Below are 22203 nucleotides of genomic sequence, written 5' to 3'. Positions count from 1 at the left end.
CACACGCGCCTAATGCGTACTAGATAAGGAGATAATTATGAGCCTTAAAGATAAATTAACAGAACAGAAACTAACCAGACGAAGCATGCTCAAGGCGATGAGCGCCACTGTTGCTGCTGCTGCGCTTCAGGGCTGCGGAGGAAGCGGCAATGGCGGAGAACCATATCAGGTGGTCAGCCCTTCGGACAACCTTGTTTATGATAAAGATATAAAAATTTTCCACACTACAGGAGCGTATAACTGCGGTTCACGCTGTCAGCACTATGCGCATGTGAAAAACGGTAAAGTTGTCAAAATGACCTCAGCGGGGGATAAAAAACGCAACTCTGTAGCGGATGCCGAAGCGGAGTACGACAGTTCAGAGTTTGGAAAACAGATGGAACTGAGGGCTTGTGTACGCTGTTACGGCGGTTATCAGGGAATATTATACCAGCCTGACCGACTTAAATATCCGCTGATGAGAATTGACCCCAGTAAGCCTAAAGGGGACATAAATAACTTTAAAAGAGTATCATGGGATGAAGCTTTGGATGCGGTTGCTGAAAAACTCAAGGCAGCTTACGACAGAGCAGCTCAGGACAATCTTTCGTATGTTCCGATTATGACAAGATATTGGTTCTGGCTTATGATGTCATACTATATGGGGCAGCAGCCGTGTGTGAGAGCGAACGGAAATGAGTCAACAGGGGGGGCTGACCTCGGTAGTTTTGATACAGTCGGTTCCACTGTTTATGTAAACAGCCGAACAGACAGATATAACACAAAGTTTATGATTACTTGGGCGATGGATGTTACCAGAGGAACGTACTGGAATGTACACACTCATTTTATGAATACAAAAATGAAAGAAAAGGTCCACGGCGATATTCCCATGGTGGTGATTTCTTCAACTTATTCGGATGCCGCAGCAATGCTTTCCACAGGAATACAGGGCTACCAGTATACGGTAGACGGTCACTCAAAGGTTGTGGATATTCCCGGTTGGATAGCATGCCGTCCGACAACCGATGCAGCCTTAGCAATAGGTGTGATGTATGTCATATACAAAAACGGTAGAATGGATACTGATTTCATGCAGCAGACTGCACCGACAACCGCGGCTCAGGCTGACAGAAAATGCTTCGGATTCTGGAAAGAAGACACGGTCAAAAGTCAGGCTCCTTCAACAGGAGTAAGCCGAAGCGGTTACCAGATGATTGCATATGCTGACATTCCTGCAGATGCTCCTTATAACGCAAGCGGAACAGCCATACCAAAAGGAACTCCTCTGAACGGCTATGATTTTAAGGTTCCTGTCGGAGAATCATTCGAGGAATATCTTTTGAGCAGGGAAGTCGAGTGGGGTGGAGCGGTATCATCTCTGCCAGCAAGTCTTAAATACAGAGTACCGGATACTTCTGCTGCACCCGGAGATGGTACTTATAGCAAAGTTCTTGATTATATCGGAGCTTTAACAGGCGTCAATCCTGATGTTATTGAAGCACTTGCAATGAAGTATTCGGAATTTGCGGGACATCCGACTGATGCGGCTTTTATTGAAACAGGCGGTGGGGCACAGAGAGCATGGAACGCTGACGAATGGGTATGGTCACTTGTAGGTCTCTCTGCTATGTGCGGTTACGTCAATAAAAAAGGCGGTGGTACAGCAGGTCTGTCTATGAGCCGTTTTTCTGAGAGTCTTGCATTTAACACCAACGGCAGCACGGATGCTCCTATCAGCGGAAGCAACGCTGCGGAACCAACATCTTCCTTCGGGATTGATATTGAATTAAGCGGGTGGCAAAATACAATCTTAACAGGAAAAGATCACCGAAAAAGAGCTAATCTGATTGAAGATGTTAAATATCAGACAAGCGGCAGAGTTGATTTATCTTCTGCGGGCGATAAGCTTATTGATGTTGATGTTATAATTCACACCAATATCAATAATATCAACACTCACCCGAATACAAACAAAAATATTCTGGCTGCACGCAAAGTGCCTACTCAGATCGTGATGGATCAGGTGATGACCCCCACTGCTTTACTGGCTGATATTATTCTTCCTGCTGCAACTCACTTTGAGAGTGACACCTTTGCCATTCCTGCCTACACATCGATAACTCACTTCTTTCACAGGGAAAAGGTGATCGATGTTATGTATGACACTCTCCCGGAGCACGAGCTTCAGCAGCGTCTCGGCGCTAAACTCACTGAGAAAGGGTTAACAGGCGCACCGTATGTATTTGCTCCTTTTGATACTTTCACTGAAGACGCATACAATAATGTCAAAATAACCGATTACTACAAACAGAAAGTTAGTTCTGATACCGCTTTGCCCTCTGCTGATGAGATGAGAGAAATCGGAACTTTTACTCTTGAAGTGCCGAAAGACACACCTCTTGTTCCCATGATGGGAGATCTCATCCCTTCGGGTACACTTGACACCAGCACAGGCTTCCTGAATTTTTACTCTCTGTTCAGAGCCATGCGTCCAGCCGAGAAGGTCACAGATCCGTACCTCAGCGGGGACATTGATCCTGCTAATCCTGTGCCGGCGGTATACTACCCCGGTGGTTGGAGAAACGCCACTCTCTGCTATCAGCCGAACCTGCACGGAAGGGAAACATATTTTGACAACAGAAACCCGCTTACAGGGAAATTCACCGGCTTCGTATCACCGCTTAGCGGACGCGCTTACAAAATGACTTATATGACCAATAAATCGCGCAACCGCGGTCATACTGTTTTTGACAGCGTTGCTGCAATCAAGGACATGTTCCCTCAGATGGCTAAACTAAATCCTATTACAGCCGCAGAAAGAGGAATAACCGAGGGTGCAATGGTTTATGTATATAACGACCGCGGCTGCATGAAGATTCCCGCTCATCTTACACATGAAATTTTACCAGGAATAGTAAGTATTGAACACGGGGCATGGTACAGGGCACACCCCACTGAAAGAGTGAAAGTATGGATGCAGGACGGCAGCGACCCAGCTAATCTCGAAGCATTCCACGAAAGATCAGTCCCTGTCGATGTTGGCGGAGCAGATAACATTCTCACCAACGACTTTTTTGGGGAAGATACGATGATGTGCACAGGAGCCGTTCCTGCTCAGTCAGGACCGTGTGAAGTTAGCCTTGTTAAACCTGAGAACGGAGGTACTGAAATATGAGCCAGTTGGGATTTTACTTTAATCAGGACAGGTGTGTTGGTTGCCAGACGTGCTCTTCTGCATGCAAAAACTGGAATGAAGAACGCCGCGGTGACGCAAAGATAAACATAAGAGAAGACGATGAAGAATATATGTCTGCTGTGGGCGAACAGGACAACGGAGAGAATTATATTAATCCCGATACCGGTGCTAATAATTACGAACTTTTCCGTAAATATTATATGAAAGAAAACTGGAGACGGGTCAGCACTGTATTGGATGGTTCTGTTTCTGAAGGTTCAACGGGCATTTTCAGATACAACGTGGATAAACGTTTTCTTTCAGTAAGTTGTAATCATTGTGATGAACCTGCATGTATCAAAGCATGCCCGATGGGGATCATCACTAAAGACTCTGAAACTGGTTTGGTTCTTGTGGATAATTCAACCTGTATTTCCTGTGGAAAATGTCAGGGAGCCTGCCCATGGGGAGCGCCTCAATTCTATGATTCAAAATACAAGGAATACAGCCTTGAAAACGCTGCCAGACCGCGTATGACAAAATGCACGGGATGTCTTGACAGAGTTAAAGAAGGGCTGCGTCCCGCCTGCGTAGCTGCATGCTGGAACAGGGCTCTTGATTTCGGCTCCATGGATGAGCTTAGGGCAAAATACCCCAGTGCATCAGAAAGTTTAGTCGATTTTGAGCGCGGCGGAATAGGGCCTAATATAATCTTCAAACAGAAGAGCTGAAAGGTTATCTTATGAATACACTCTTGCAGTATATGAGACTGAGGGCAGATCTGTATAATATTCTTTCTGCTCCTTTTAATGTGGAGTTCAAGGAACCAGACCTGGCCAGATTAAAGAAGTATGTCGCTGTAATGTCTGAAATGGCAAAGGAGAACGGTGATTCTTCTTTTGCGGCAGATGTTTCAGGGCTGGGTAAAAGTATTGAAAATGGCATGGACGAGAGCCGGATAGCAGGAGAATTTGCTAAGCTTTTTCTGGGTGTAAACAAAGCTTCTCACACCGGCCACACTGTCACTCCGCACGAGTCCGTTTATATGTCCGAATCTAGATTGGTTATGCAGGAGCCGTGGGAGAATGTATATGAAATATATTATAAACACGGCATTGGCAAGAATAAGGAGTTTAAAGAGCCGGAAGACCATGTTACGGCAGAAATGAGCTTTATGGCGTTTTTGTCCCGTCAATGTGTTGAATTTGCTGAGATAGGCAAAACTGAGGAGCTTATTGAAAATTTAGAAACGCAAAAGCTATTCCTCGATAAACACTTATGCAAGTGGATACCTAAGCTGGCTGAAGATGTTGTAAAAAACACGTCACTTGAATTTTACAAGTATCTTTCACTTGTTGTTCAGGGGTTTATTAAGGCTGATTTTGAGTATATCTGCCAACTTAAGGAAGAGCTCTCTGAAATTACTTGTTAACTCATTTTAATTGGCGGTGGGTTTATTCCCGCCGCTTTCATTCTTTTTTACGGAGTCAATAATGCAGTATGGAATCAGTCTTTCTTCTGTACCGGTTAAAGTAAGCTCGGTGTTCTGCATTAATATGTACCACAAGAATGCCGGATGCCGCGACTGTATAGATATATGCCCTGCGGGGGCCGTGCGCATAGGCAGACCGGGTACTGCATTGAGCATAGATCCTGAGTTCTGCATAGGGTGTGAAAGATGTGTTTCAGCCTGCCGTTACGGAGCTTTTCAATACAAAGGCTTATCTGAAATACAGTGGCTTGATTCACTCGCAGAAAAAGCAGAGAAAGGAAAACTTCTTCTGTCGTGCGGTAAATCATCATATGGCGCAATGAGACTGAACTGCCTGAGTCAGCTTAATGCAGTCGGTTTGCTGTATTTGGGTATAAAGGGTGTCCGAGAACTGATGCTGTATAGCGGGAACTGTGCCGAATGTGCTTTCGGAAACGGAAAGAATTTTCTGCGTCTTCAGTTAAAAAGTTTAAAAGGGTTCAGCGGCAGTCTTGAGGGTTGCGCTATTTCAGCAGGCAACAGTGAATATATTGTAATCAGATTTAGCTCCTTTCCATGTTTAAGCAGTAGAGAAAAAAAGCAGATAAATGTCAGCAGACGAGGTTTTTTCAGTCTTTTCGGCCGGGAACTGGCTTCGGGTGCGTTTTCTGCTGTTGATGTTCTGATGGAACAGAGCAGAGAAAGTGTGAATATTGGCGATTCAAAAAAGAAATCTCAGAGAAAAGTATTGTTTGAGAAAACAATTTCAATGCTTTTACCTTATATCAAAAAGCCGCTTCTTTTTGACAGAAATATACCTTTCGGTACTATTCGCTATTCTGAAGAAAATTGTGATAAATGCAACCTTTGCATAACTCTTTGTCCTTCAGCAGCTTTAACAAAGACAGAGGATGGAGTTATTGTCCATGAATCTTTAAATTGTACAGGGTGCGGTGTTTGTATTAAAGCCTGCGTAAACGGATGTTTACAAATCGAGCAGGAATCTGAATATCCGCAAAGATTAAAGTGAATAAAAACAAGCAATCATCCTCCGATTGTTTGTTTTACTGGGGGCACAGCGGATAAGTGTAAAAACATGTCCGCTGTGTTAATAGACCAATTAATGCCGTATTTTGACACAGAAGGCAGTATATTGCCTCCGTAAGTCACTAATATGATTTGTTAAACAGATAGAATCTTTAAAAGTCGGGCACAAATGGAAATTGAGTTAGAGAGGCATTAAATGAAAGAGATTCTCTATTAATTTAATGCCTTTTTTATCGTGCCAAAATCGTGCCATTTTTGAATAAAAATAAGTGATTATGGATGATGAGCAAGTTTTGTGAAACTTTGGTTTTAAGCACTTTTTATCACCTGTTGACATATTCCGAAAACGGTTCGAAACCGCCCGTGCCTATTTAAAATCACCAGAAAAGCCAGTGGGTTAACCGCTGGCTTTTTTATTTCGTGCCGAAAAACGCAGGAACTGGTATTTTCCTATCTTAGATTCAATATGAATCTGCATCTATCCAGTTATAATTTCCGGGAATGTTCTTTCGTGATTTCAGAAGGTTAATGACCGCTGTTGCTTTTTCGTTTCCTGTCTCTGCTTCCTTTTTCAGCCATTTTATTATGTGCGGTCTGCCGTAATATTCTTCGGGGGAGAGATAGGCAAATCGTGTGTGCTCTTCAAATTTGTCTAAGAAGAGTAGTTTAGCTGCATTTTTATTATATTTTGCAGCTTTCTTGAGATCTTTATCAACAAAACTTCCAGTAGAGTAGAACTCTGAAAGTCTGATGTTTGCATCAAGGCAATCGTCATCAGCTGATTTTATTATTAAATCAACACCCCATTCTTTTTGTGGATTAAATTGGCTATCAGTATTTGGATTAACTAAATTGAAATTTCCTAAGCCAAAGCTTCCACAATATACACCGTGACTACTTGCCCTAGAGTATTCATTATATCTGTTATCATTATTATATTTGTTTACTCTGCCATGCTCATATAAATAAGCTTTATGGATAGATGTATAATATTCAGGAGATCTTACGGGATATATCATTTGAAAAACTGAATTAGCCATATCCAAATTAGTAGTTGTCCCTTTAGCATAAATATATGAATAAGCTATAAAATAATAGCCATATTGAAACCCGGCTTGTTCCGATGAAGTAAATAGCTTGAATGCTTTATTATAATCAGTTTCTACTCCATAGTTCATAAAATACATATAGCCAAGTAGAAACATGGAAGCTGGGTCAGTTGTAACGCCAATTTCGTAGTACCCTACAGCTTTTTTATAATCTTTCTTTACACCTCTTCCTTCGCGGTAGATGCTTCCCAGATTCGCAGCAGCACGCATGTCACCAGCTTCAAGCAACTCTTCAAGCATCTTTCTAGCTTTATCATAGTTTCTGCTGACACCTCTGCCTGTTAAGTACAAATATGATAAAAAATACTTGGCATTGGGTTCTCCCATTTCAAAAGCTTGTTTGTATAGTTTTACTGCTTTTTTTATATTTGGTTTTGTTCCTCTGCCTGTTTCATACATCTGTCCAAGGTAGGTGATTGCTTCTGGATTTCCTTCATTTGCATATTTGCTAAAAGTTTTGAATATTTTAGGCCATTGCTTAATTTTATTTGATAAATCTTCAGGATCTTTGGTCTTTGAAAGGTACAATTCTTTCGCTTCTTCGTATGTTGAAAAAGTTTCATCCGAGGCAAATGCGTGAAACTGAAACAATAAACAAAAACAAATAAAAATTATCTTTAAATTAATCTTTGTTACCAATGTTATTACCTCGGAAATTATTTGCAGGACATTGTTTGAACTCTCAAATCGTGTAATGTCGACTTATATAATGCTAACACTATTGGTAGCATTTCCCAAATATGATTTTATACTGGTGGTGTGTTATAGGGGGCAGAGTTGAAGGGCAGAACTGTTTTGAATCAAAAAAACTATTCCCTGTCGCGAGCAGTTTTTCTATTTTTCCGCCCATTTTGGTTTTGATTCCAGAACCTTTTTGTGCACCGGGCAGTGCTCGGCGTGGGCGCCTTTCAGGTAGCCTGTACTCATAAGAAATTCGTTTACTATCTCTCCGCCGGTGAATTTAAAAGTTTTTTTGAAGAGTTTTGTCCACTCCTCCTTTTTGAGGGGATGGTGCTTATCAAGCCAGTTTTTGAATGAACCATGCTCTTTCTGAATAATCAGAATAGTTTTGGCATTTTCAACTGCGGCGTTAACTTTCAGCCTGTTGCGGATGATCCCCGCATCGGCCAGCAGCCGTTCCCTGTCCTTTTCGGTATATGCAGCAACGGTTTTCACATCAAAGCCATCGTAGGCGCTTCTGAATGCCTGCTCTTTTTTAAGTATTGTTTCCCAGCTTAAGCCTGCCTGATTTATTTCAAGCACAAGGCGGCAGAAGAGTTCATTATCATCATACAGCGGAAACCCGTAGTGATTATCGTGGTAATTGCCGTGGAGTGCGGCTTTCTCAGCGTTCATGGTTTTTATAGCATCGCAGTATGACATTATTAATTTCCCCCGATAATATGGTGAAGATACTATATCCTAAAAAAACAGAGCGGACAATTTCAGAAAAAAATAGTCTTCTTGACACGGATCAAAACAATTTCCCCGTCTTGTACTATTCTTATAAAAAACAGACGGAGGAAACACATGAGCGCATTAATCACTGAACTTAAAAACGACCATCTTCAGCTTCTTAAACTTCTTCAGGAAGTTCAGATAACAGGACTCGGCAATGAGGCCGGACGCAAAAAACTCCTTGAAGGAAAAAGGCTTCTCGCCGGGCATCTTCAGAAAGAGGACACAAGGCTTTACCCCTCACTGAAAAATAATCCTGCGGCAAAAGTCGTCAGTGAGCAGTTTGCGGGAGAGATGCAGAAGCTCACGGCGGAAATACTGGACTTCATGAACCGCATAGAAAAAGCGGAACTCAATATTGAATATGCCAAAGAACTGGGCAGAATAATATCTACTCTGAGGCTCCGAATCAACAGAGAGGAGATTCAGCTTTATCCTCTTTATGACAAGGTTACCGCGCAGTAATGCGGCGCACCGGACATTTCAGGGTGTCCGGTGCATATTTCACATTATTTTCCAGCCAGTCTTCCGCCAAGGTCAAATGCTTTCTGCAGGTCATTTTCAAAATTTTCATTGCGGTATCTGATTTTTTCGCCGAAAGTGCCGCGCAGCTCGAACTTTTCATAGTCTTTCTCTGTTCCCTGAAGCGTGTTGAAACTGCAAAGGCTTTCACATGAGCCGAATGTTCTCTCCATGAAGCTTTCATTTCTCTTAATGTGAGAGTCATATCCGTAGTCATTCTTTTCCTGCTCTGTGACGTTCATGGTATAAATCATTGCAGTTGAGGATTTTCTGGGGGCGAGAGTCCTGTAGTCGGCGTATGAAATGAACGGGAAAATAAGACGCTCAAGAAAGGCTGATGCCTCTCCGCTTGTTCTGCCGAGATAAATCGGTGAGCCGATGATCAGCGCATCCGCTTCTGCGGCTTTTTCGAGATAGGGCAGAATACCGTCCCTATGGGCGCATCTGCCGTAGGTTTTGCCGTTTCTCACTTTACAGACAAAACAGCTCATACAGCCTTTGAAATCCACATCATACAGATGCACAAGCTCAGTCTCGGCTCCTGCTGCCTTTGCTCCTTCCAGAGCCTTTTCAAGAAGATGCGCAGTGCTGAAATTCTTTCTGGGGCTTCCGTTAAATGCTATAACTTTCATTTTCTCCTCCTTCTGTTTGTAACTTTCAAAGTAACAATTATATGCAAAAAAAATCAGCTCACCTGCGTGACAAGCTCGGAGAGTCTGGTTGTTTTAAGTGTGTTTTCAAAGGATTCCTGTGCCTTGTCCAGAACCTTTTCCAGTGCGGGTTTCATGTTGCAGCTTACAGCGCATGATTCCTGAACGGGATAAGAGTGCACAGCGAAGGCTTTGGGTGCCTCGACCGCTTTGTATATATCAAAAAGAGTGATTTCTTCCGGTTTCTTTGCCAGAGCGCATGAACCGTTCTTCCCTCTGGTGGCGCGGACAAGTCCCGCCCTTGAGAGCTTGGCGATAATGCGGCGGACAAAGCTGGGGCAGGCATTTACACTCTCCGCCAGATTGCAGGAGCATATGTATTCCCCCGCGTGGAAACCAAGGCCGGTCATTATGTGTACAGCCACCGAGAACTGAGTGTTTCTTGAAGTCATATTGTTATTTTAATAGTAACAATATAAAAGGCAAGAAAAAAAATCAGGTATCCTTGAATAAATCAATCGATTGATTTATAATTTGATTATGGATATACGAAGCAATAATGTTAATGAAAAAAACAAAGGGGACAGAGCAAGGCAGAATCTTATAGAAGCAGCCATAGATCTCTTCGGTGAGCATGGCTTCACCGCCACAGGCACAAGGATGATAGCCGATAAGGCCGGAGCGAATATCTCCGCCATTCAGTATTATTTCGGCGGAAAAGAGGGGCTGTACCGCGCCGTGGTTTCCCACATAGCAGAAGGAATCGGCTCATACATAAACCCTCTTGCTGCGGGGATAAGGAATGAGTTCGAGAAATCAGGCGGGGGACGCGATGCGGCAGTAAAATGTATTATAACCGCTGTCCGCGGACTGGCTGCTATGTTCATAAGGTCGGACGGGCCGAAACGCTGGGCGCTCATAGTTCTGAGGGAGCAGGCCAAGCCCACTCCCGCATTTGATATTCTTTACGATTCGGTGATGAAGGAAGCCCACGGGCTTTTCAGCAGGCTGATTGCCGCGGGTGCGGGGATAAAGCCCGACAGTGCGGAGGCGCATCTCAGGGCGCATGCTGTGGTGGGAAGTGTTCTTGCATTTTTATCCGCAAGGGAAACCGCAGTCCGCAGACTGGGCACTTCTGATTACACGGCGGAGCATATGGACTTGCTGGACAGGCTGCTCCCCGCTATGGCTGTTTCATCACTGAATGCTGTGATAAGCGAGGCTGAATAATGAAAAAACTCCTGATAATACTGGTGCTTATGCTCGGAGCCGCCGGTGCGCTGTATTTCTTTTATGCAGGAAAGGATGAAAAAAGCAGCGGAAGCCTGACCCTTTACGGCAATGTGGATATAAGGGATGTAACTCTCGGTTTCCGGGTCTCCGGCCGCGTTGCGGAGCTTATGTTTGAGGAAGGGGACAGGGTGAAGGCAGGGGATCTCCTTGCTGTTCTGGATAAAAAGCCCTACGAAGATCAGCTCGCGGTGGCAGTGGCGCGCCTTGAGGCGGCAGAGGCCAACTTTGCAAAGCTCTCGAAGGGTCTGCGCCCGCAGGAGATAGATGAGGCGCGGGCTCAGGTGAGCGAACGCGAGGCGACTCTCGCCAACCTTGAACAGACATACAGAAGACAGGCTGAGCTCTTTAAGCTTGGCGCTGTGTCCGCGCAGGCGCATGATGAATCACTGGCTGCTAGGGATGAAGCGAGAGCCAGACTGAACATGGCGAAAAAGTCTCTTGAACTGGCCGTAGCAGGGTACAGGGATGAGGATATAAGAGCGGCAGCGGCGGAGTATAAGGCTGCCGCAGCATCAGCGGAATCGGCCGTTACCTCTCTGGCAGATACGGAGATAATCTCCCCTTCCGACGGCGTGATACTCACCCGTGTGCGTGAAAAAGGCTCAATAATAGCTTCCGGTGCGGCAGTCTTCACCCTTGCTCTGGATAACCCTGTATGGGTGCGGACATATGTGAGCGAACCGCAGCTTGGGCTTGTGCATCCCGGACAGAAGGCCGTGATATACACAGACACCAACCCGGACAGACCTTACACGGGGCAGGTCGGTTTCATATCCCCGCAGGCGGAGTTTACTCCCAAAAATGTGGAAACAGCATCACTCCGGACAGATCTTGTGTACCGTCTCCGTATTGCGGTTGATAACCCGGATAAGCATCTGCGTCAGGGCATGCCTGTTACTGTCAGGCTTGAGGAATAGATATGGAAAACCTTCTTGCGGAGGTAAAAGGGCTCACCAAGCGTTTTTCAGGCGGTTCTCCCCCGGCGCTTGATAATATCTCCATGCAGATTTTCAGAGGACGGATGACGGGGCTGGTTGGGCCTGACGGAGCAGGGAAAACCACCCTGATGCGCCATCTGATCGGCCTTCTGCATGCTGACAGCGGCATTGTTACGGTGAATGGGCTGAATTCTGTAACTGATGCACCCGCCATAAGGGAAATTACAGGATATATGCCCCAGAAGTTTGGTCTTTATGAAGATCTTACCGTGCAGGAGAACCTGAATCTGTACGCCGAATTATGCGGACTGGACAAAAGGAAAAAGGCGGAGCGCTTCGGCAGGCTCCTTGAGTTCACTGCGCTGAAAGAGTTTACGGGCAGACTCGCCGGGAGGCTTTCCGGCGGTATGAAGCAGAAGCTGGGTCTTGCATGTGCCCTTCTCGGCGAACCGGAGCTTCTTTTGCTGGATGAACCCAGCGTGGGTGTTGATCCCATCTCTAGGCGGGAACTGTGGAAGATGGTGCAGGAACTGCTGGAGAGAGGCATGGGGGTTGTGTGGTCTACGGCTTATCTGGATGAGGCTGAAAAGTGTGATGATGTGGTTCTCCTGAACGGGGGCAGAATGCTTTTTGCCGGGCGGCCTTCGGAGCTGCTTACGGGCATGAGGGGGCGCGTGTTCATTGTCCGCAGCACGGATGCGGATAAACGGGCTCTTCTTACGGAGCTTCTTAACAGAGCCGATGTGACAGACGGAATAATTCAGGGAAACGGGGTAAGATTTACTCTCAGCGAGGGGGCTGCTGTACCGGTTACAGGTGCGGAAAATACGGAGCCCTGTTTTGAGGACGGCTTCATAGACAGGCTTGGCGGCGGCCCCGGAGGGCATTCCCCGCTGGCGGAAATAATAACAGAAAAACCGGAAAACAGCGGTGCAGTGATTGAAGCGCTTAATCTGACCAAACGTTTCGGTGACTTTACCGCCGTGCGTGACAACAGCTTTACTATAAAGCGGGGCGAGATCTTCGGCCTCCTCGGCCCGAACGGAGCGGGCAAGTCAACCACTTTTAAGATGATGTGCGGTCTGCTTCAGCCCACTTCCGGCAGTGCGAAGGTTATGGGGCTTGACCTGAAAACTGCCACTTCCGCGGCCAGATCCCGCATCGGCTACATGGCGCAGAAGTTTTCTCTGTACGGTAATCTGAGCGTAAGGCAGAACCTGAGCTTTTTTGCCGGAGTTTACGGTCTCGGAGGAGCTGAGGCTGAAAAAGCTGCCGACAGAATGACGGAGATATTCGAACTTGGCCGTTACCGCTCCGCAAACACGGATACTCTGCCCCTCGGCTTCAAACAGAGGCTGGCGCTTGCCTGTTCTGTTATGCATTCGCCGGATGTCCTGTTTCTGGATGAGCCCACATCAGGCGTCGACCCTGTGACAAGGCGTGAGTTCTGGAACCATATCAACGGCATGGTGAAAAAGGGAGTTACCGTGATGGTCACCACACATTTTATGGACGAAGCCGAGTACTGCGACCGCATAGGGCTTATATACAGAGGGGAGAACATAGCCTCCGGAACACCGGATCAGCTTAAGGAATCCGCATGTTCCTCTGTTTTGCCGTCACCGTCCCTTGAAGATGCCTTTATAGAGCTGATAAAGCGGTTCGATCAAAGGAGCATGCCATGAATCTCAGAAGGGTAAGCGCTCTCATACGGAAAGAAAGCTCACAGATAATCCGAGATCCAAGCTCGATCCTTATCGCTTTTGTTTTGCCGCTCATTCTGCTTTTTATATTCGGCTACGGCATAAATCTTGACAGTACAAAGATAAATATAGGCCTTGCCCTTGAAGGACGCGGGGCGGATGCCGGGCGTCTGGCTTCTGCGTTTATCAATTCGGAATTTCTGAATGTACGCACCGCAAATGACAGAAGGGAGCTTCTGCCTGAACTTGAGGCAGGGAAGATAAGGGGGATAGTGATAATTCCGCAAAATTTCAGCATCAAAGCCGCCCAAGAATCCGAAAGTGCGGTTATTCAGGTGATAGCAGACGGAAGCGAGCCTAACACAGCCTCATTTGTGCATAATTACACTGCGGGCATATGGCAGACATGGCTGTTGCAGCATGCGGATGAAGAGGGGACGGAAATGAAGATTCCCATCGCCTCAGAGCCCCGCTTTCTGTTCAACCCTGAGCTTAAAAGCCGTAACTTCCTCCTGCCCGGTTCCATCGCGATTATCATGACGCTGACAGGAACCATACTCACCTCCCTTGTTGTCGCCAGAGAGTGGGAGAGGGGGACAATGGAGGCTATGATGGCAAAGCCTGTGACAGTAGCAGAGATAATTCTCGGCAAGCTGGTTCCGTATTTTGTTCTGGGCATGGGCTCCATGACGGTCTGTGTGCTGGTTTCCGTATTTTTCTACGGTGTGCCGTTCAGGGGCTCGTTTCTTATTCTCTCCGGTGTTTCCGCTCTGTTTCTGCTGGCTTCGCTGGGGCAGGGGCTGCTAATTTCCACACTGGCGAGAAACCAGTTTGTGGCGGCGCAGTTAGCTCTTCTCAGTGCGTTTCTGCCGGCTTTTATGCTGTCCGGCTTTATTTTTGAAATAGATTCCATGCCCGCGGTTATAAGGGGGCTCACGTATCTTTTTGCTGCGAGATACTTTGTGACAGACCTCCAGACCCTTTTTCTCGCCGGGAACGTTAAAAACCTGCTCATTATAAACACCGCAGCCATTGCCATTATAGCTGCTGCATTTTTTGCTGTAACCGCGGCAAAAACCCGAAAGACTCTGGATTGAGGCGGACATGGGCAGGCTGAACAGAATAAAGGCACTGATGATAAAAGAGATACATGCAGTATGGCGTGACCCGAAAAGCCGCATAGTGCTCATTGCTCCGCTGACTGTTCAGCTTTTTATATTCTCATTCGCCGCCACTCTGGAGGTGAAAAATGTTGCGTTGGGAATAAACAATTCGGACGGCGGAAAGCACGGCTATGAGCTTGTGCAGAGGTTTGCAGGTTCAAAGACATTCGGCAGGGTGGTTTTTCTGAACAGCCACGGGCAGGCTGACAGCGCAATTGATGAGCAGGATGTTCTTGCGGTTCTCAGCATTCCGCAGGACTTCTCCCGCAGGATAGAGGCAGGGGAACAGGGGAAGATCCAGATTCTGCTGGACGGACGGAGGTCCAATGCATCGCAGATTGTAATGGGCTATATCAGCGCAGTGATCAATACATACTCTGATGAGCTGAGGCAAAAGGCAGGCGGAAAGCCGCTCCCCGCGGTGGTGAGCGGGCGGAGTTTCTATAATGAAAATCTTATCTATATGTGGTTTAATGTACCTTCACTGATGGGGATACTCACCATGGTGGGAACGATCGTGCTGACATCTCTTTCAGTTGCCAGAGAGAGGGAACAGGGGACATTTGATCAGCTTCTGGTCTCTCCGCTTATGCCATGGGAGATCCTTGCCGGCAAAACAGTTCCCCCCATGGCTGTGGGGATGACTCAGGGGAGCGTTATTCTTCTGTTTTCGTATTTTGTTTTCGGCGTTCCTTTCAGAGGCTCTGTGCTGATGCTTTATGCTGCGCTGTTTGTATTTGCGCTTTCGGTTACGGGGATAGGTCTTTTTATATCATCACTGGCAAAGACCCAGCAGCAGGCGATACTCGGCGCATTTGTGTTCATGGTTCCCGCTGTGGCTCTCTCAGGCTTTGCCGCTCCTTTTGAAAACATGCCCTCATGGCTTCAGGCTGTAATGCAGATAAATCCCCTTAAGCATTTTCTTATTGTGCTTAAAGGGGTTTATCTGAAAGATATGAGCGCGGCAAATGTTTTTGCAAACGCTCTGCCCCTTGTGTATATAGCCGCCCTGAACCTGACACTGGCAGGAGTGCTTTTCAGGCGGCGGCTGGAGTAGCTATTTTATTGCGACTGTGAAGGTCGTTGTGCTTTTTTCGGCAGTGCATTTCAGTGTTCCGCCGAGGGATTTTTCCACAAGGGTCTTGGCGAGGTAAAGCCCCAGCCCCTTGTTCTGCCCCACCTCAGAGGTGGTGAAATAAGGCTCGAAGATCCGCTCCATTATCTCCTTGCTTATGCCTCCGCCGTTGTTTACGACCTCGACTGTTTTCCCGCCTTTAAAGTTTGTGATATTGATGTGTATTTTTCCGTGAATCTGTCCTGAGCGTTTTATAGCGTTTACAGCATTGCTCAGCAGATGCATCATCACCTGTTTGAAGTTTATCTCGCTGCCTGATGCCAGCTTGCATAAACCGGAGCAGACAGGCCTGTGCTCCGGTGTGAAAACTGTCTGCCCTTCTTCGCAGTTGCAGGTTACGCATACCGCAACACCGGATTCTTTCAGGAGCGAGTCATACATGCTCAGAGTCTGCCCCACAGCTTTTGATATGCTGAACCAGCCGTCCTCCTGCACACGGAAGAAATCTTTAAATGTGTCTATTGTTTCTGACATTTCCAGAATAATGGACATGCTGATGTTTTCAAACTCTTTGAACATTTCCTCGTGCTCTGAGGAGGTGAAGGACTCTGAAAGGTTCTGTATATTCAGCCCAAGTGCGTTGAGCGGCTGACGCCAGTGGTGGGATATTGCTGCCAGAAGCTCGTTTACAAACTCATTTTTCACATCCGCCTGGGTGGGCATAGGGCAGGAGTTTGTGTGCTCAGGCTGGACATTGTAAGGCTCGACAAAAGCGTACGAGCGCATGAATGTGCCGCTGCTTCCGTACACAGCGAAGGAGTGTATGGAAGTTTTGATCTCACTTCCGTCTTTCCTTATGAATTTCATGTGCAGCATTTCAAGCTCGCCTTTTTCGGTAAATTCGCGGAATTTGTTTTCCGCCTTTGTCCTGTAGTCCGGGTGAATAAAATCGGTCAGGTGTTTTCCCAGAACTTCAGATTCAGGATAACCGAAAAGGTTCAGCCAACTGGTATTTGCGTATTCAAACACACCTTCGGGATTAATTGAATGAACAGCAACCGGAACTCCGTCAAATACTCTGCTCAGGTCAGCTTTAATAAACATTTTACCCCTTCTCAAATTTAAGGCATCAGCCTTTATTGTTTGTTTTATGCATCAATATACATGTTTATAGTGAGTATGCATCACTATTTATATGTATACTGCACAGTACCACACTTGTTGCTTTCAGGCAACAAGTAACAAAGCGTGGAAAAAGCCGGGGTAAAGTAGGGAGGACAATCTTGAGAACGGAACCCATAAAAGGGTTGGTGTGGGAAAGTGCTTTTATGACAAATGTTTAAATGCGGAATAATTTTGCAGACATCACTGTGCCGCTGTACCTGTGTGGGCAGGTATCACATATTTCTATGGTTATCGAAGCTTGTATAAATATGATATTTATGGGTTTCTTCCGCATTACCCCGCTTATGCGGCGTATTGGGTCACTTCGAGGAAGGCACAGCCTGACGCGGCAGTCTCTAATATACTGAGAGATTGCTTCACCCTTGCAGGGTTCGCAATGACGCAAAACAGTTCCATGGTAAAACAGTTCCATGGATGGAACTGCGCCGTGCGCAGCGAAGGGCGGGTTTATCCCGCCCGCGAGCGTGTATTCAAAATTTCCATGGATGGTAAATTTTGAATTATTAAGAAAAGACACTGCGCCGTGCGCAGCGAAGGGCGGTTCATCCGCCCGCGAGCGTGTGCATCAATCCGACACGCGGATTTTTGCTGTTAAATCAGGACTGTAAAACAGATTCCCTACAGTCTGATTCACACCCTTCGTCTGTTCCGCCGAGACCGAATCTTAATTTATCCAGCACCTTGTGAAGTGACTCAAGGTCTGTTTCAGGCATCAGAGTTCTGATGTAGCCGTCTATATTTTCCCAGACTTCAATAACTTTCTCCGCAGACCTGTTCCCCTCTTTGGTGAGGTGAACGCGGATAACTCTGTCGTCGTGTTTGTCACTGTAGCGTTTTACCAGACCGCCCGCTTCCATTCTTTTCACCATATTAGTGACGGTCGCAGGTGATATGCCGAGGGTTTTGGCTATACTTATCTGGGTCATGCCGTCATTTTTGTATAACTCGGCGAGGACTTTACCCTGCCCGTGGAATATGCCCATGGGATCAAGGTCTTCACGAATCCGGTCTTCCAGAAGTTTTGAAATGTTCAAAAACAGATGCAGAAACAGTTTGCGCTCCATAAGTTCCACCTTCCCTTTGCTTGCTAAACAATAATATGGCACATTTCTTTATGGGCGATTGTTAAGAAGTGCAAAGTGAGCGGATGGTAACGGTTCAGGCGAGAATGACCGCTTTCTGGGTTTCTATGTCAGAGTTGAGGAAGGCTCTTCCATCAGTATCGTAAATTTTAATAACATCAGCGATATGTGGTTCAGCCTCGACAATTGTGCCGGATATTTCCTTAAAGCGTTCTATCTCAACAAAATTTATCATGCTCTCTTTTTTTTCCGTGAAAAGTGCCATGTAAAATGTGCCGTTTTCCACGAGATCCTGAAAAAAGTGCGAGCCGAAGGAGAGCTCAGGGTAAAGCCCGCCGGCATCATACTCCATTTCGCATATTGCGGCGAAGCTGTTTATATCCGCAAAAACAATGGGTACGCCGAGGGAGGGTGTGCTTGTCCCCCATCTGCCGGGACCGAAGAGGACAGCGTTTTTGCCCAGAGCGCGGACGCTTTTGTTTATCATCGATATGGCCTTTGCAGTATCGTATTTTTCGGTCAGGCTGAGGGCTGAGTATTTCTCAGCATCCACAAACACCAGCCAGTGGACGGATATATGAACGTTTCCGCCCATGAAGTGACCGTTTGATTCAAGGAGAATCCTGTTGTGCTGAGTATCGCCGAGCTTGTGCACCGCCCCGCTCCGGGTGCTTTTCTGAACAGGGCGGCACTGGAGAAGGTTTATCACGTATTCCGAGTTTTCTGTGAAGTTTAGGGTAAATTCTATCTCCACCGGATTCTTATATTCCGCTTCAAGGCTGTTCATCATTTTTTTCATCACTTCCGGGAATGAGCCGCGCAGAAGCTTCTGGAAGGTGAGAATCCATATGTGCTGCTTAAGCCTGCCCCGCTCCTCAAGCCTGCGTTCCGTCTCGAAATCACGGAGGGCAAACTCATTCAGGTCGAAGTTGAGCTCCCCCTTTGTTATCTGCATAAGCGACACACAGTGTTTGCCGTCCTTCTGAACATCCAGAACGTCCAGATCCCTCTGTGAGTAGCGCATTTTGTTATGTATGTCCGAGAGGGGGATCATCTCCGGGTCGGAGAGGGAAACTATTCTGGGGTAATCGCCCTCCACCCGGTTCACAGCCCTTGTTCCCAGCCCCATGACTATACGGAGCATACCCGCTTCGGGATCTATGTTTCTGTTCCACACATAGGTGTTGTAGGAGAGACCCACGCCCGCCGCATGCGGATAGTAATAGTGATCCTGATAGCTGCCGGAAACTCTCTGCACAAGGAGCGACATCTGCTCATCCGCATCCTCAAGACCTCTGTTGCGCCTGTATTCCAGAGCGTCCCTGCTCATGGCGCTGGCGTATATCAGCTTCATGCAGCGGAAAAAGTCCTCATACCTTTCCTCCGGCGAACCCATGACGGAGCAGAAGAAGCTTTCGTATTTGCCTGCAAAGGCGTTGCCGTAGCCGTCCTCAAGAAGGCTGCTTGAACGGACAACAATGGGGTACTGCCCGAAGTAGTCCAGCATTTCCCTGATTCTTGATTTGATTTCAGGCGGCAGTTTCCCCTGAGGGAAAAGCTTTTCGAGCCTTCTTCCGGCTCTGAAATAGCCTTCGGGAGTTTTCTGCTCCATGAAGAGATCCCACCAGCCGTTGTGCACTATGAATGAATGGAAGACATCAGAGCCGATGAAGAACGAATCATGCGGTTCCATATACTTTTCAAAGGGTCTGCCGCGCTTTCTTTCCAGAATCCTGCGGGCCAGCAGGAAGCCTGCCGCCTTGCCCCCTATGAATCCTGTGCCTATCATGCGGTTTTTTATTTCCAGCATGTCAGCGAGGCTGAAATGGCGGTTTACGAGGTATATTATCCGCTGATCCCTGCCCATAAGCATACTGACCAGCTTCTCCTTCATTGCGTTTTTCTCTGTTTCCTTGTTTGTGCCCAGAATTGCCTCAGCCCTTATGAACACTCTGTCCCATGCATCCATCGCACGCCTTATTCCCGCTCCGGGGGCGGTGCATAGTGTGCGGAAAAGGCTGGTGGCCTCAAGGCTGTTTTTTACCGGGGTGAAGTTCTCCGCACTCTCAAACCTGTGCGGCAGGAACATAGTGGGGCTGGTGCGCTCAAACACCTTCTGCGGGTGGGCATAAAGGTTTGCTCCGTCATTGTAGATCTCCATCATAACCTGCGTGGTTTCACGTATGCGGTTGATGGTTTCCGATGAATGATGGTTTTTATAGACAGCAAAGAATGCCACGGTGTCAAGCTTGTAAAGAAAAGGGCAGATTATGCGGAAGAAGTTTGCGACAGAGTTGTCAGAAGCCCATGATGACAGCAGGTATGACAGGCAGTCAAAGATGTAAAAAACACCCTTGCCCTGATCCTTTACTATGCGGTGGGCATGCTCCGCGAACTGGCCGAAGCCTGTGTCCGCCTCAAGGCTGAAAACCTCCGCCTCATCATCCTCAACCAGTGGAGGGTGGTCTGCAAAGCGGATATAGCAGAGCTTTCTGCCGTCTGCAACGGCCTGACGTGCAAAAGGGCGCACGAATGCCGCATACTCCGCAAAGGACGGAACATTCCACACCACATTGTCCCCCATGCGGAGGCAGTCTATAACGGAATCCAGCCCGCTCAGGCCGGTCTTAACCCTTTCCTGCTTTGCGTTCATCCGCTCCCTTTAAAAGGTTCGGGGAAGCCCGTAGAAGGCCTCCCCGCAGATTGTTGTGTTATATGATACCCATTGCGAGCATTGCGTTTGCGACTTTTTTGAAGCCCGCAATGTTTGCGCCTGTAACATAGTTTCCGGGTGAGCCGTATTCATCCGCAGCGGTCATAACATCCGTGTGGATATTCTTCATTATATTGCGGAGACGCTCTTCCGTATACTCAAAATTCCATGAATCGCGGCTTGCGTTCTGCTGCATTTCAAGGGCTGATGTGGCAACTCCGCCTGCGTTGGCAGCTTTGCCGGGGCCGTAGAGGATGCCTGCGTCTATGAACACTTTGACACCTTCCGGAGTGGTGGGCATGTTAGCCCCTTCGCCAACGGCGAGAAGCCCGTTTTTCACCAGTATCTGCGCATCCTTGCCGTTGAGCTCATTCTGAGTGGCCGAAGGCATGGCAACCTGGCAGGGTATCTCCCATATATTGCCTTTCTCACGGTAAACCGCATCCTTGTGGTATGTGCAGTAGTCTTTGATTCTTCTTCTTTCAACTTCTTTAAGCTGCTGAACAAGCTCAAGATCCACGCCTTTTTCATGGTAAATCACGCCGCCGGAATCAGAAAGGGCAACCACCTTTCCGCCGAGTTCGTGTATTTTTTCAACTGTGTATATGGCAACATTGCCTGAGCCGGAAACGACACAGGTTTTGCCTTCGAAGCTTTCTTTCTTGGTTTTCAGCATTTCATCCACAAAGAAGACAGCGCCGTAGCCTGTGGCCTCAGTGCGCACCTTGGAGCCGCCGTAGCAGAGCCCTTTTCCGGTGAGAACGCCTGATTCATAGCGGTTGGTGAGCCTTTTATACTGACCGAAGAGATAACCTATCTCACGGCCGCCCACGCCTATATCCCCTGCGGGTACGTCAGTGTATTCGCCGATGTGACGGTGAAGCTCAGTCATGAAGCTCTGGCAGAAGCGCATTATTTCGTGATCTGACTTGCCTTTGGGGTCGAAGTCGGAGCCGCCTTTGCCGCCGCCGATGGGCAGGCCTGTGAGCGCATTTTTGAATATCTGCTCAAAGCCGAGGAATTTTATGATTCCGAGATAGACTGATTCATGGAACCTGAGTCCGCCTTTGTAGGGTCCGAGGGCGCTGTTGAACTGAACACGGAAGCCGCGGTTGATCTGCACTTCGTTTTTGTCGTCAACCCACGGAACGCGGAAGATAATCTGGCGTTCGGGTTCGCATATTCTTTCGATGATTTTCTGTTCTGCGTATTCGGGGTGTTTCACAAGCACAGGTCCCAGTGTGTCCAGAACCTCTTTCACAGCCTGATGAAACTCTGACTCTCCGGGGTTTCTCGCAATAACCTGCTTGTAGATTGATTCAATTTTCTCATGCATAACTCTGGTCATTAAAATACTCCTGTAGCCGTTACATTTGTTTTTAGGAAAACAATCAATAAATTTCCTGAATGATTCATTATACATGAAATCGGGAAAATTGTAAGAATTATTACAAAAAATAAATATCTTTATTATCTGATATTTGCCGTATTATCCTTATTTATCCTGGAAAATGCGGTATTATAAACTAAGGTCAGTGGAGATTCTATCGGCATAAAGTTATGTTCATTTCATTTGTACCTTATATAGTAATAAAATTCTTTGGGGTTTATTTTCCCTTTTGTAAGTTATATTCTGT

18 protein-coding genes are annotated in these 22203 nt (G+C 46.9%); 10 read left to right on the top strand and 8 right to left on the bottom strand.

Features of this window, described 5'->3' with window-relative positions; genetic code table 11:
* Positions 1–37: 37 nt before the first annotated feature.
* The 4 genes from OSQ85_RS11945 (at position 38) to OSQ85_RS11930 (ending at position 5658) form a co-directional block, all read left to right on the top strand.
* Positions 38–3157: a molybdopterin-dependent oxidoreductase gene (locus tag OSQ85_RS11945; protein WP_265823382.1), complete on the top strand. Its 3120-nt coding sequence runs from the start codon at positions 38–40 to the stop codon at positions 3155–3157.
* Positions 3154–3888: a 4Fe-4S dicluster domain-containing protein gene (locus OSQ85_RS11940; RefSeq protein WP_265823380.1), complete on the top strand. Its 735-nt coding sequence runs from the start codon at positions 3154–3156 to the stop codon at positions 3886–3888. The genes OSQ85_RS11945 and OSQ85_RS11940 overlap by 4 nt, the downstream gene beginning before the upstream one ends.
* A gap of 11 nt (positions 3889–3899) precedes the next feature.
* The gene (locus OSQ85_RS11935; RefSeq protein ID WP_265823378.1) at positions 3900–4589 is read left to right on the top strand and encodes a TorD/DmsD family molecular chaperone; all 690 of its coding nucleotides are present in this window, start codon (positions 3900–3902) and stop codon (positions 4587–4589) included.
* Positions 4590–4650: 61 nt separating this feature from the next.
* The gene (locus OSQ85_RS11930; RefSeq protein ID WP_265823377.1) at positions 4651–5658 is read left to right on the top strand and encodes a 4Fe-4S dicluster domain-containing protein; all 1008 of its coding nucleotides are present in this window, start codon (positions 4651–4653) and stop codon (positions 5656–5658) included.
* Between the two features lie 478 nt (positions 5659–6136).
* Here the strand turns inward: OSQ85_RS11930 and OSQ85_RS11925 are convergent, their stop codons facing one another.
* Together OSQ85_RS11925 and OSQ85_RS11920 are read right to left on the bottom strand one after the other, a co-directional pair.
* Positions 6137–7423, bottom strand: a complete 1287-nt coding sequence (locus OSQ85_RS11925; protein ID WP_265823375.1) for a tetratricopeptide repeat protein — start codon at positions 7421–7423, stop codon at positions 6137–6139.
* 195 nt (positions 7424–7618) lie between these two features.
* Entirely contained in the window at positions 7619–8167 is a 549-nt protein-coding gene (locus OSQ85_RS11920; protein WP_265823374.1) for a DNA-3-methyladenine glycosylase I, read from the bottom strand.
* A 147-nt stretch (positions 8168–8314) separates the two neighbouring features.
* On the opposite strand from OSQ85_RS11920, the gene OSQ85_RS11915 reads away from it, so the two are divergent.
* Positions 8315–8707 carry a hemerythrin domain-containing protein gene (locus OSQ85_RS11915; RefSeq protein WP_265823373.1) on the top strand — a complete coding sequence of 131 codons (393 nt, stop codon included), beginning with the start codon at positions 8315–8317 and terminating at the stop codon, positions 8705–8707.
* 44 nt (positions 8708–8751) lie between these two features.
* Here the strand turns inward: OSQ85_RS11915 and OSQ85_RS11910 are convergent, their stop codons facing one another.
* Positions 8752–9396, bottom strand: a complete 645-nt coding sequence (locus OSQ85_RS11910) for a flavodoxin family protein (RefSeq protein ID WP_265823372.1) — start codon at positions 9394–9396, stop codon at positions 8752–8754.
* 53 nt (positions 9397–9449) lie between these two features.
* On the bottom strand, positions 9450–9866 hold the full coding sequence (locus OSQ85_RS11905) for an Rrf2 family transcriptional regulator (RefSeq protein ID WP_265823371.1): 417 nt from the start codon (positions 9864–9866) through the stop codon (positions 9450–9452).
* Between the two features lie 88 nt (positions 9867–9954).
* Here OSQ85_RS11905 and OSQ85_RS11900 point away from each other — a divergent pair, with 88 nt between their 5' ends.
* Genes OSQ85_RS11900 through OSQ85_RS11880 form a run of 5 tightly spaced genes read left to right on the top strand, consistent with a single transcriptional unit; the run spans position 9955 to position 15568 of the window.
* Positions 9955–10644: a CerR family C-terminal domain-containing protein gene (locus tag OSQ85_RS11900; RefSeq protein ID WP_265823370.1), complete on the top strand. Its 690-nt coding sequence runs from the start codon at positions 9955–9957 to the stop codon at positions 10642–10644.
* On the top strand, positions 10644–11624 hold the full coding sequence (gene hlyD, locus OSQ85_RS11895; protein WP_265823368.1) for a secretion protein HlyD: 981 nt from the start codon (positions 10644–10646) through the stop codon (positions 11622–11624). The genes OSQ85_RS11900 and hlyD overlap by 1 nt, the downstream gene beginning before the upstream one ends.
* 2 nt (positions 11625–11626) lie before the next feature.
* On the top strand, positions 11627–13330 hold the full coding sequence (locus tag OSQ85_RS11890) for an ATP-binding cassette domain-containing protein (RefSeq protein WP_265823366.1): 1704 nt from the start codon (positions 11627–11629) through the stop codon (positions 13328–13330).
* The gene (locus OSQ85_RS11885; RefSeq protein WP_265823364.1) at positions 13327–14445 is read left to right on the top strand and encodes an ABC transporter permease; all 1119 of its coding nucleotides are present in this window, start codon (positions 13327–13329) and stop codon (positions 14443–14445) included. Before OSQ85_RS11890 ends, OSQ85_RS11885 begins: the two co-directional genes overlap by 4 nt.
* 7 nt (positions 14446–14452) lie before the next feature.
* The gene (locus tag OSQ85_RS11880) at positions 14453–15568 is read left to right on the top strand and encodes an ABC transporter permease (RefSeq protein WP_265823363.1); all 1116 of its coding nucleotides are present in this window, start codon (positions 14453–14455) and stop codon (positions 15566–15568) included.
* Here OSQ85_RS11880 and OSQ85_RS11875 read toward each other — a convergent pair whose 3' ends face one another.
* The 4 genes from OSQ85_RS11875 to gdhA form a co-directional block, all read right to left on the bottom strand.
* The gene (locus OSQ85_RS11875; RefSeq protein WP_265823361.1) at positions 15569–16690 is read right to left on the bottom strand and encodes a PAS domain-containing sensor histidine kinase; all 1122 of its coding nucleotides are present in this window, start codon (positions 16688–16690) and stop codon (positions 15569–15571) included.
* 677 nt (positions 16691–17367) lie between these two features.
* Complete coding sequence (locus tag OSQ85_RS11870) at positions 17368–17835, bottom strand: MarR family winged helix-turn-helix transcriptional regulator (protein WP_265823359.1); 468 nt, start codon at positions 17833–17835, stop codon at positions 17368–17370.
* 94 nt (positions 17836–17929) lie between these two features.
* Complete coding sequence (locus OSQ85_RS11865) at positions 17930–20506, bottom strand: PEP/pyruvate-binding domain-containing protein (RefSeq protein ID WP_265823357.1); 2577 nt, start codon at positions 20504–20506, stop codon at positions 17930–17932.
* Between the two features lie 58 nt (positions 20507–20564).
* Positions 20565–21914 carry an NADP-specific glutamate dehydrogenase gene (gdhA, locus tag OSQ85_RS11860; RefSeq protein WP_265823356.1) on the bottom strand — a complete coding sequence of 450 codons (1350 nt, stop codon included), beginning with the start codon at positions 21912–21914 and terminating at the stop codon, positions 20565–20567.
* Positions 21915–22203 lie beyond the last annotated feature (289 nt).

The sequence above is a fragment of the Geovibrio ferrireducens genome, from assembly GCF_026226615.1.
GTDB lineage: Bacteria > Chrysiogenota > Deferribacteres > Deferribacterales > Geovibrionaceae > Geovibrio > Geovibrio ferrireducens.
This window is presented reverse-complemented; position numbering and strand designations above follow the sequence as displayed.

What these genes read in the sequence shown, in the direction of transcription:
- OSQ85_RS11945 (WP_265823382.1), top strand. Translation starts at nt 38, where the DNA reads ATGAGCCTTAAAGATAAATTAACAGAACAGAAACTAACCAGACGAAGC.
- OSQ85_RS11940 (WP_265823380.1), top strand. Translation starts at nt 3,154, where the DNA reads ATGAGCCAGTTGGGATTTTACTTTAATCAGGACAGGTGTGTTGGTTGC.
- OSQ85_RS11935 (WP_265823378.1), top strand. Translation starts at nt 3,900, where the DNA reads ATGAATACACTCTTGCAGTATATGAGACTGAGGGCAGATCTGTATAAT.
- OSQ85_RS11930 (WP_265823377.1), top strand. Translation starts at nt 4,651, where the DNA reads ATGCAGTATGGAATCAGTCTTTCTTCTGTACCGGTTAAAGTAAGCTCG.
- OSQ85_RS11920 (WP_265823374.1), bottom strand. Translation starts at nt 8,167, where the DNA reads ATGTCATACTGCGATGCTATAAAAACCATGAACGCTGAGAAAGCCGCA.
- OSQ85_RS11915 (WP_265823373.1), top strand. Translation starts at nt 8,315, where the DNA reads ATGAGCGCATTAATCACTGAACTTAAAAACGACCATCTTCAGCTTCTT.
- OSQ85_RS11910 (WP_265823372.1), bottom strand. Translation starts at nt 9,396, where the DNA reads ATGAAAGTTATAGCATTTAACGGAAGCCCCAGAAAGAATTTCAGCACT.
- OSQ85_RS11905 (WP_265823371.1), bottom strand. Translation starts at nt 9,866, where the DNA reads ATGACTTCAAGAAACACTCAGTTCTCGGTGGCTGTACACATAATGACC.
- OSQ85_RS11900 (WP_265823370.1), top strand. Translation starts at nt 9,955, where the DNA reads ATGGATATACGAAGCAATAATGTTAATGAAAAAAACAAAGGGGACAGA.
- hlyD (WP_265823368.1), top strand. Translation starts at nt 10,644, where the DNA reads ATGAAAAAACTCCTGATAATACTGGTGCTTATGCTCGGAGCCGCCGGT.
- OSQ85_RS11890 (WP_265823366.1), top strand. Translation starts at nt 11,627, where the DNA reads ATGGAAAACCTTCTTGCGGAGGTAAAAGGGCTCACCAAGCGTTTTTCA.
- OSQ85_RS11885 (WP_265823364.1), top strand. Translation starts at nt 13,327, where the DNA reads ATGAATCTCAGAAGGGTAAGCGCTCTCATACGGAAAGAAAGCTCACAG.
- OSQ85_RS11880 (WP_265823363.1), top strand. Translation starts at nt 14,453, where the DNA reads ATGGGCAGGCTGAACAGAATAAAGGCACTGATGATAAAAGAGATACAT.
- OSQ85_RS11875 (WP_265823361.1), bottom strand. Translation starts at nt 16,690, where the DNA reads ATGTTTATTAAAGCTGACCTGAGCAGAGTATTTGACGGAGTTCCGGTT.
- OSQ85_RS11870 (WP_265823359.1), bottom strand. Translation starts at nt 17,835, where the DNA reads ATGGAGCGCAAACTGTTTCTGCATCTGTTTTTGAACATTTCAAAACTT.
- OSQ85_RS11865 (WP_265823357.1), bottom strand. Translation starts at nt 20,506, where the DNA reads ATGAACGCAAAGCAGGAAAGGGTTAAGACCGGCCTGAGCGGGCTGGAT.
- gdhA (WP_265823356.1), bottom strand. Translation starts at nt 21,914, where the DNA reads ATGACCAGAGTTATGCATGAGAAAATTGAATCAATCTACAAGCAGGTT.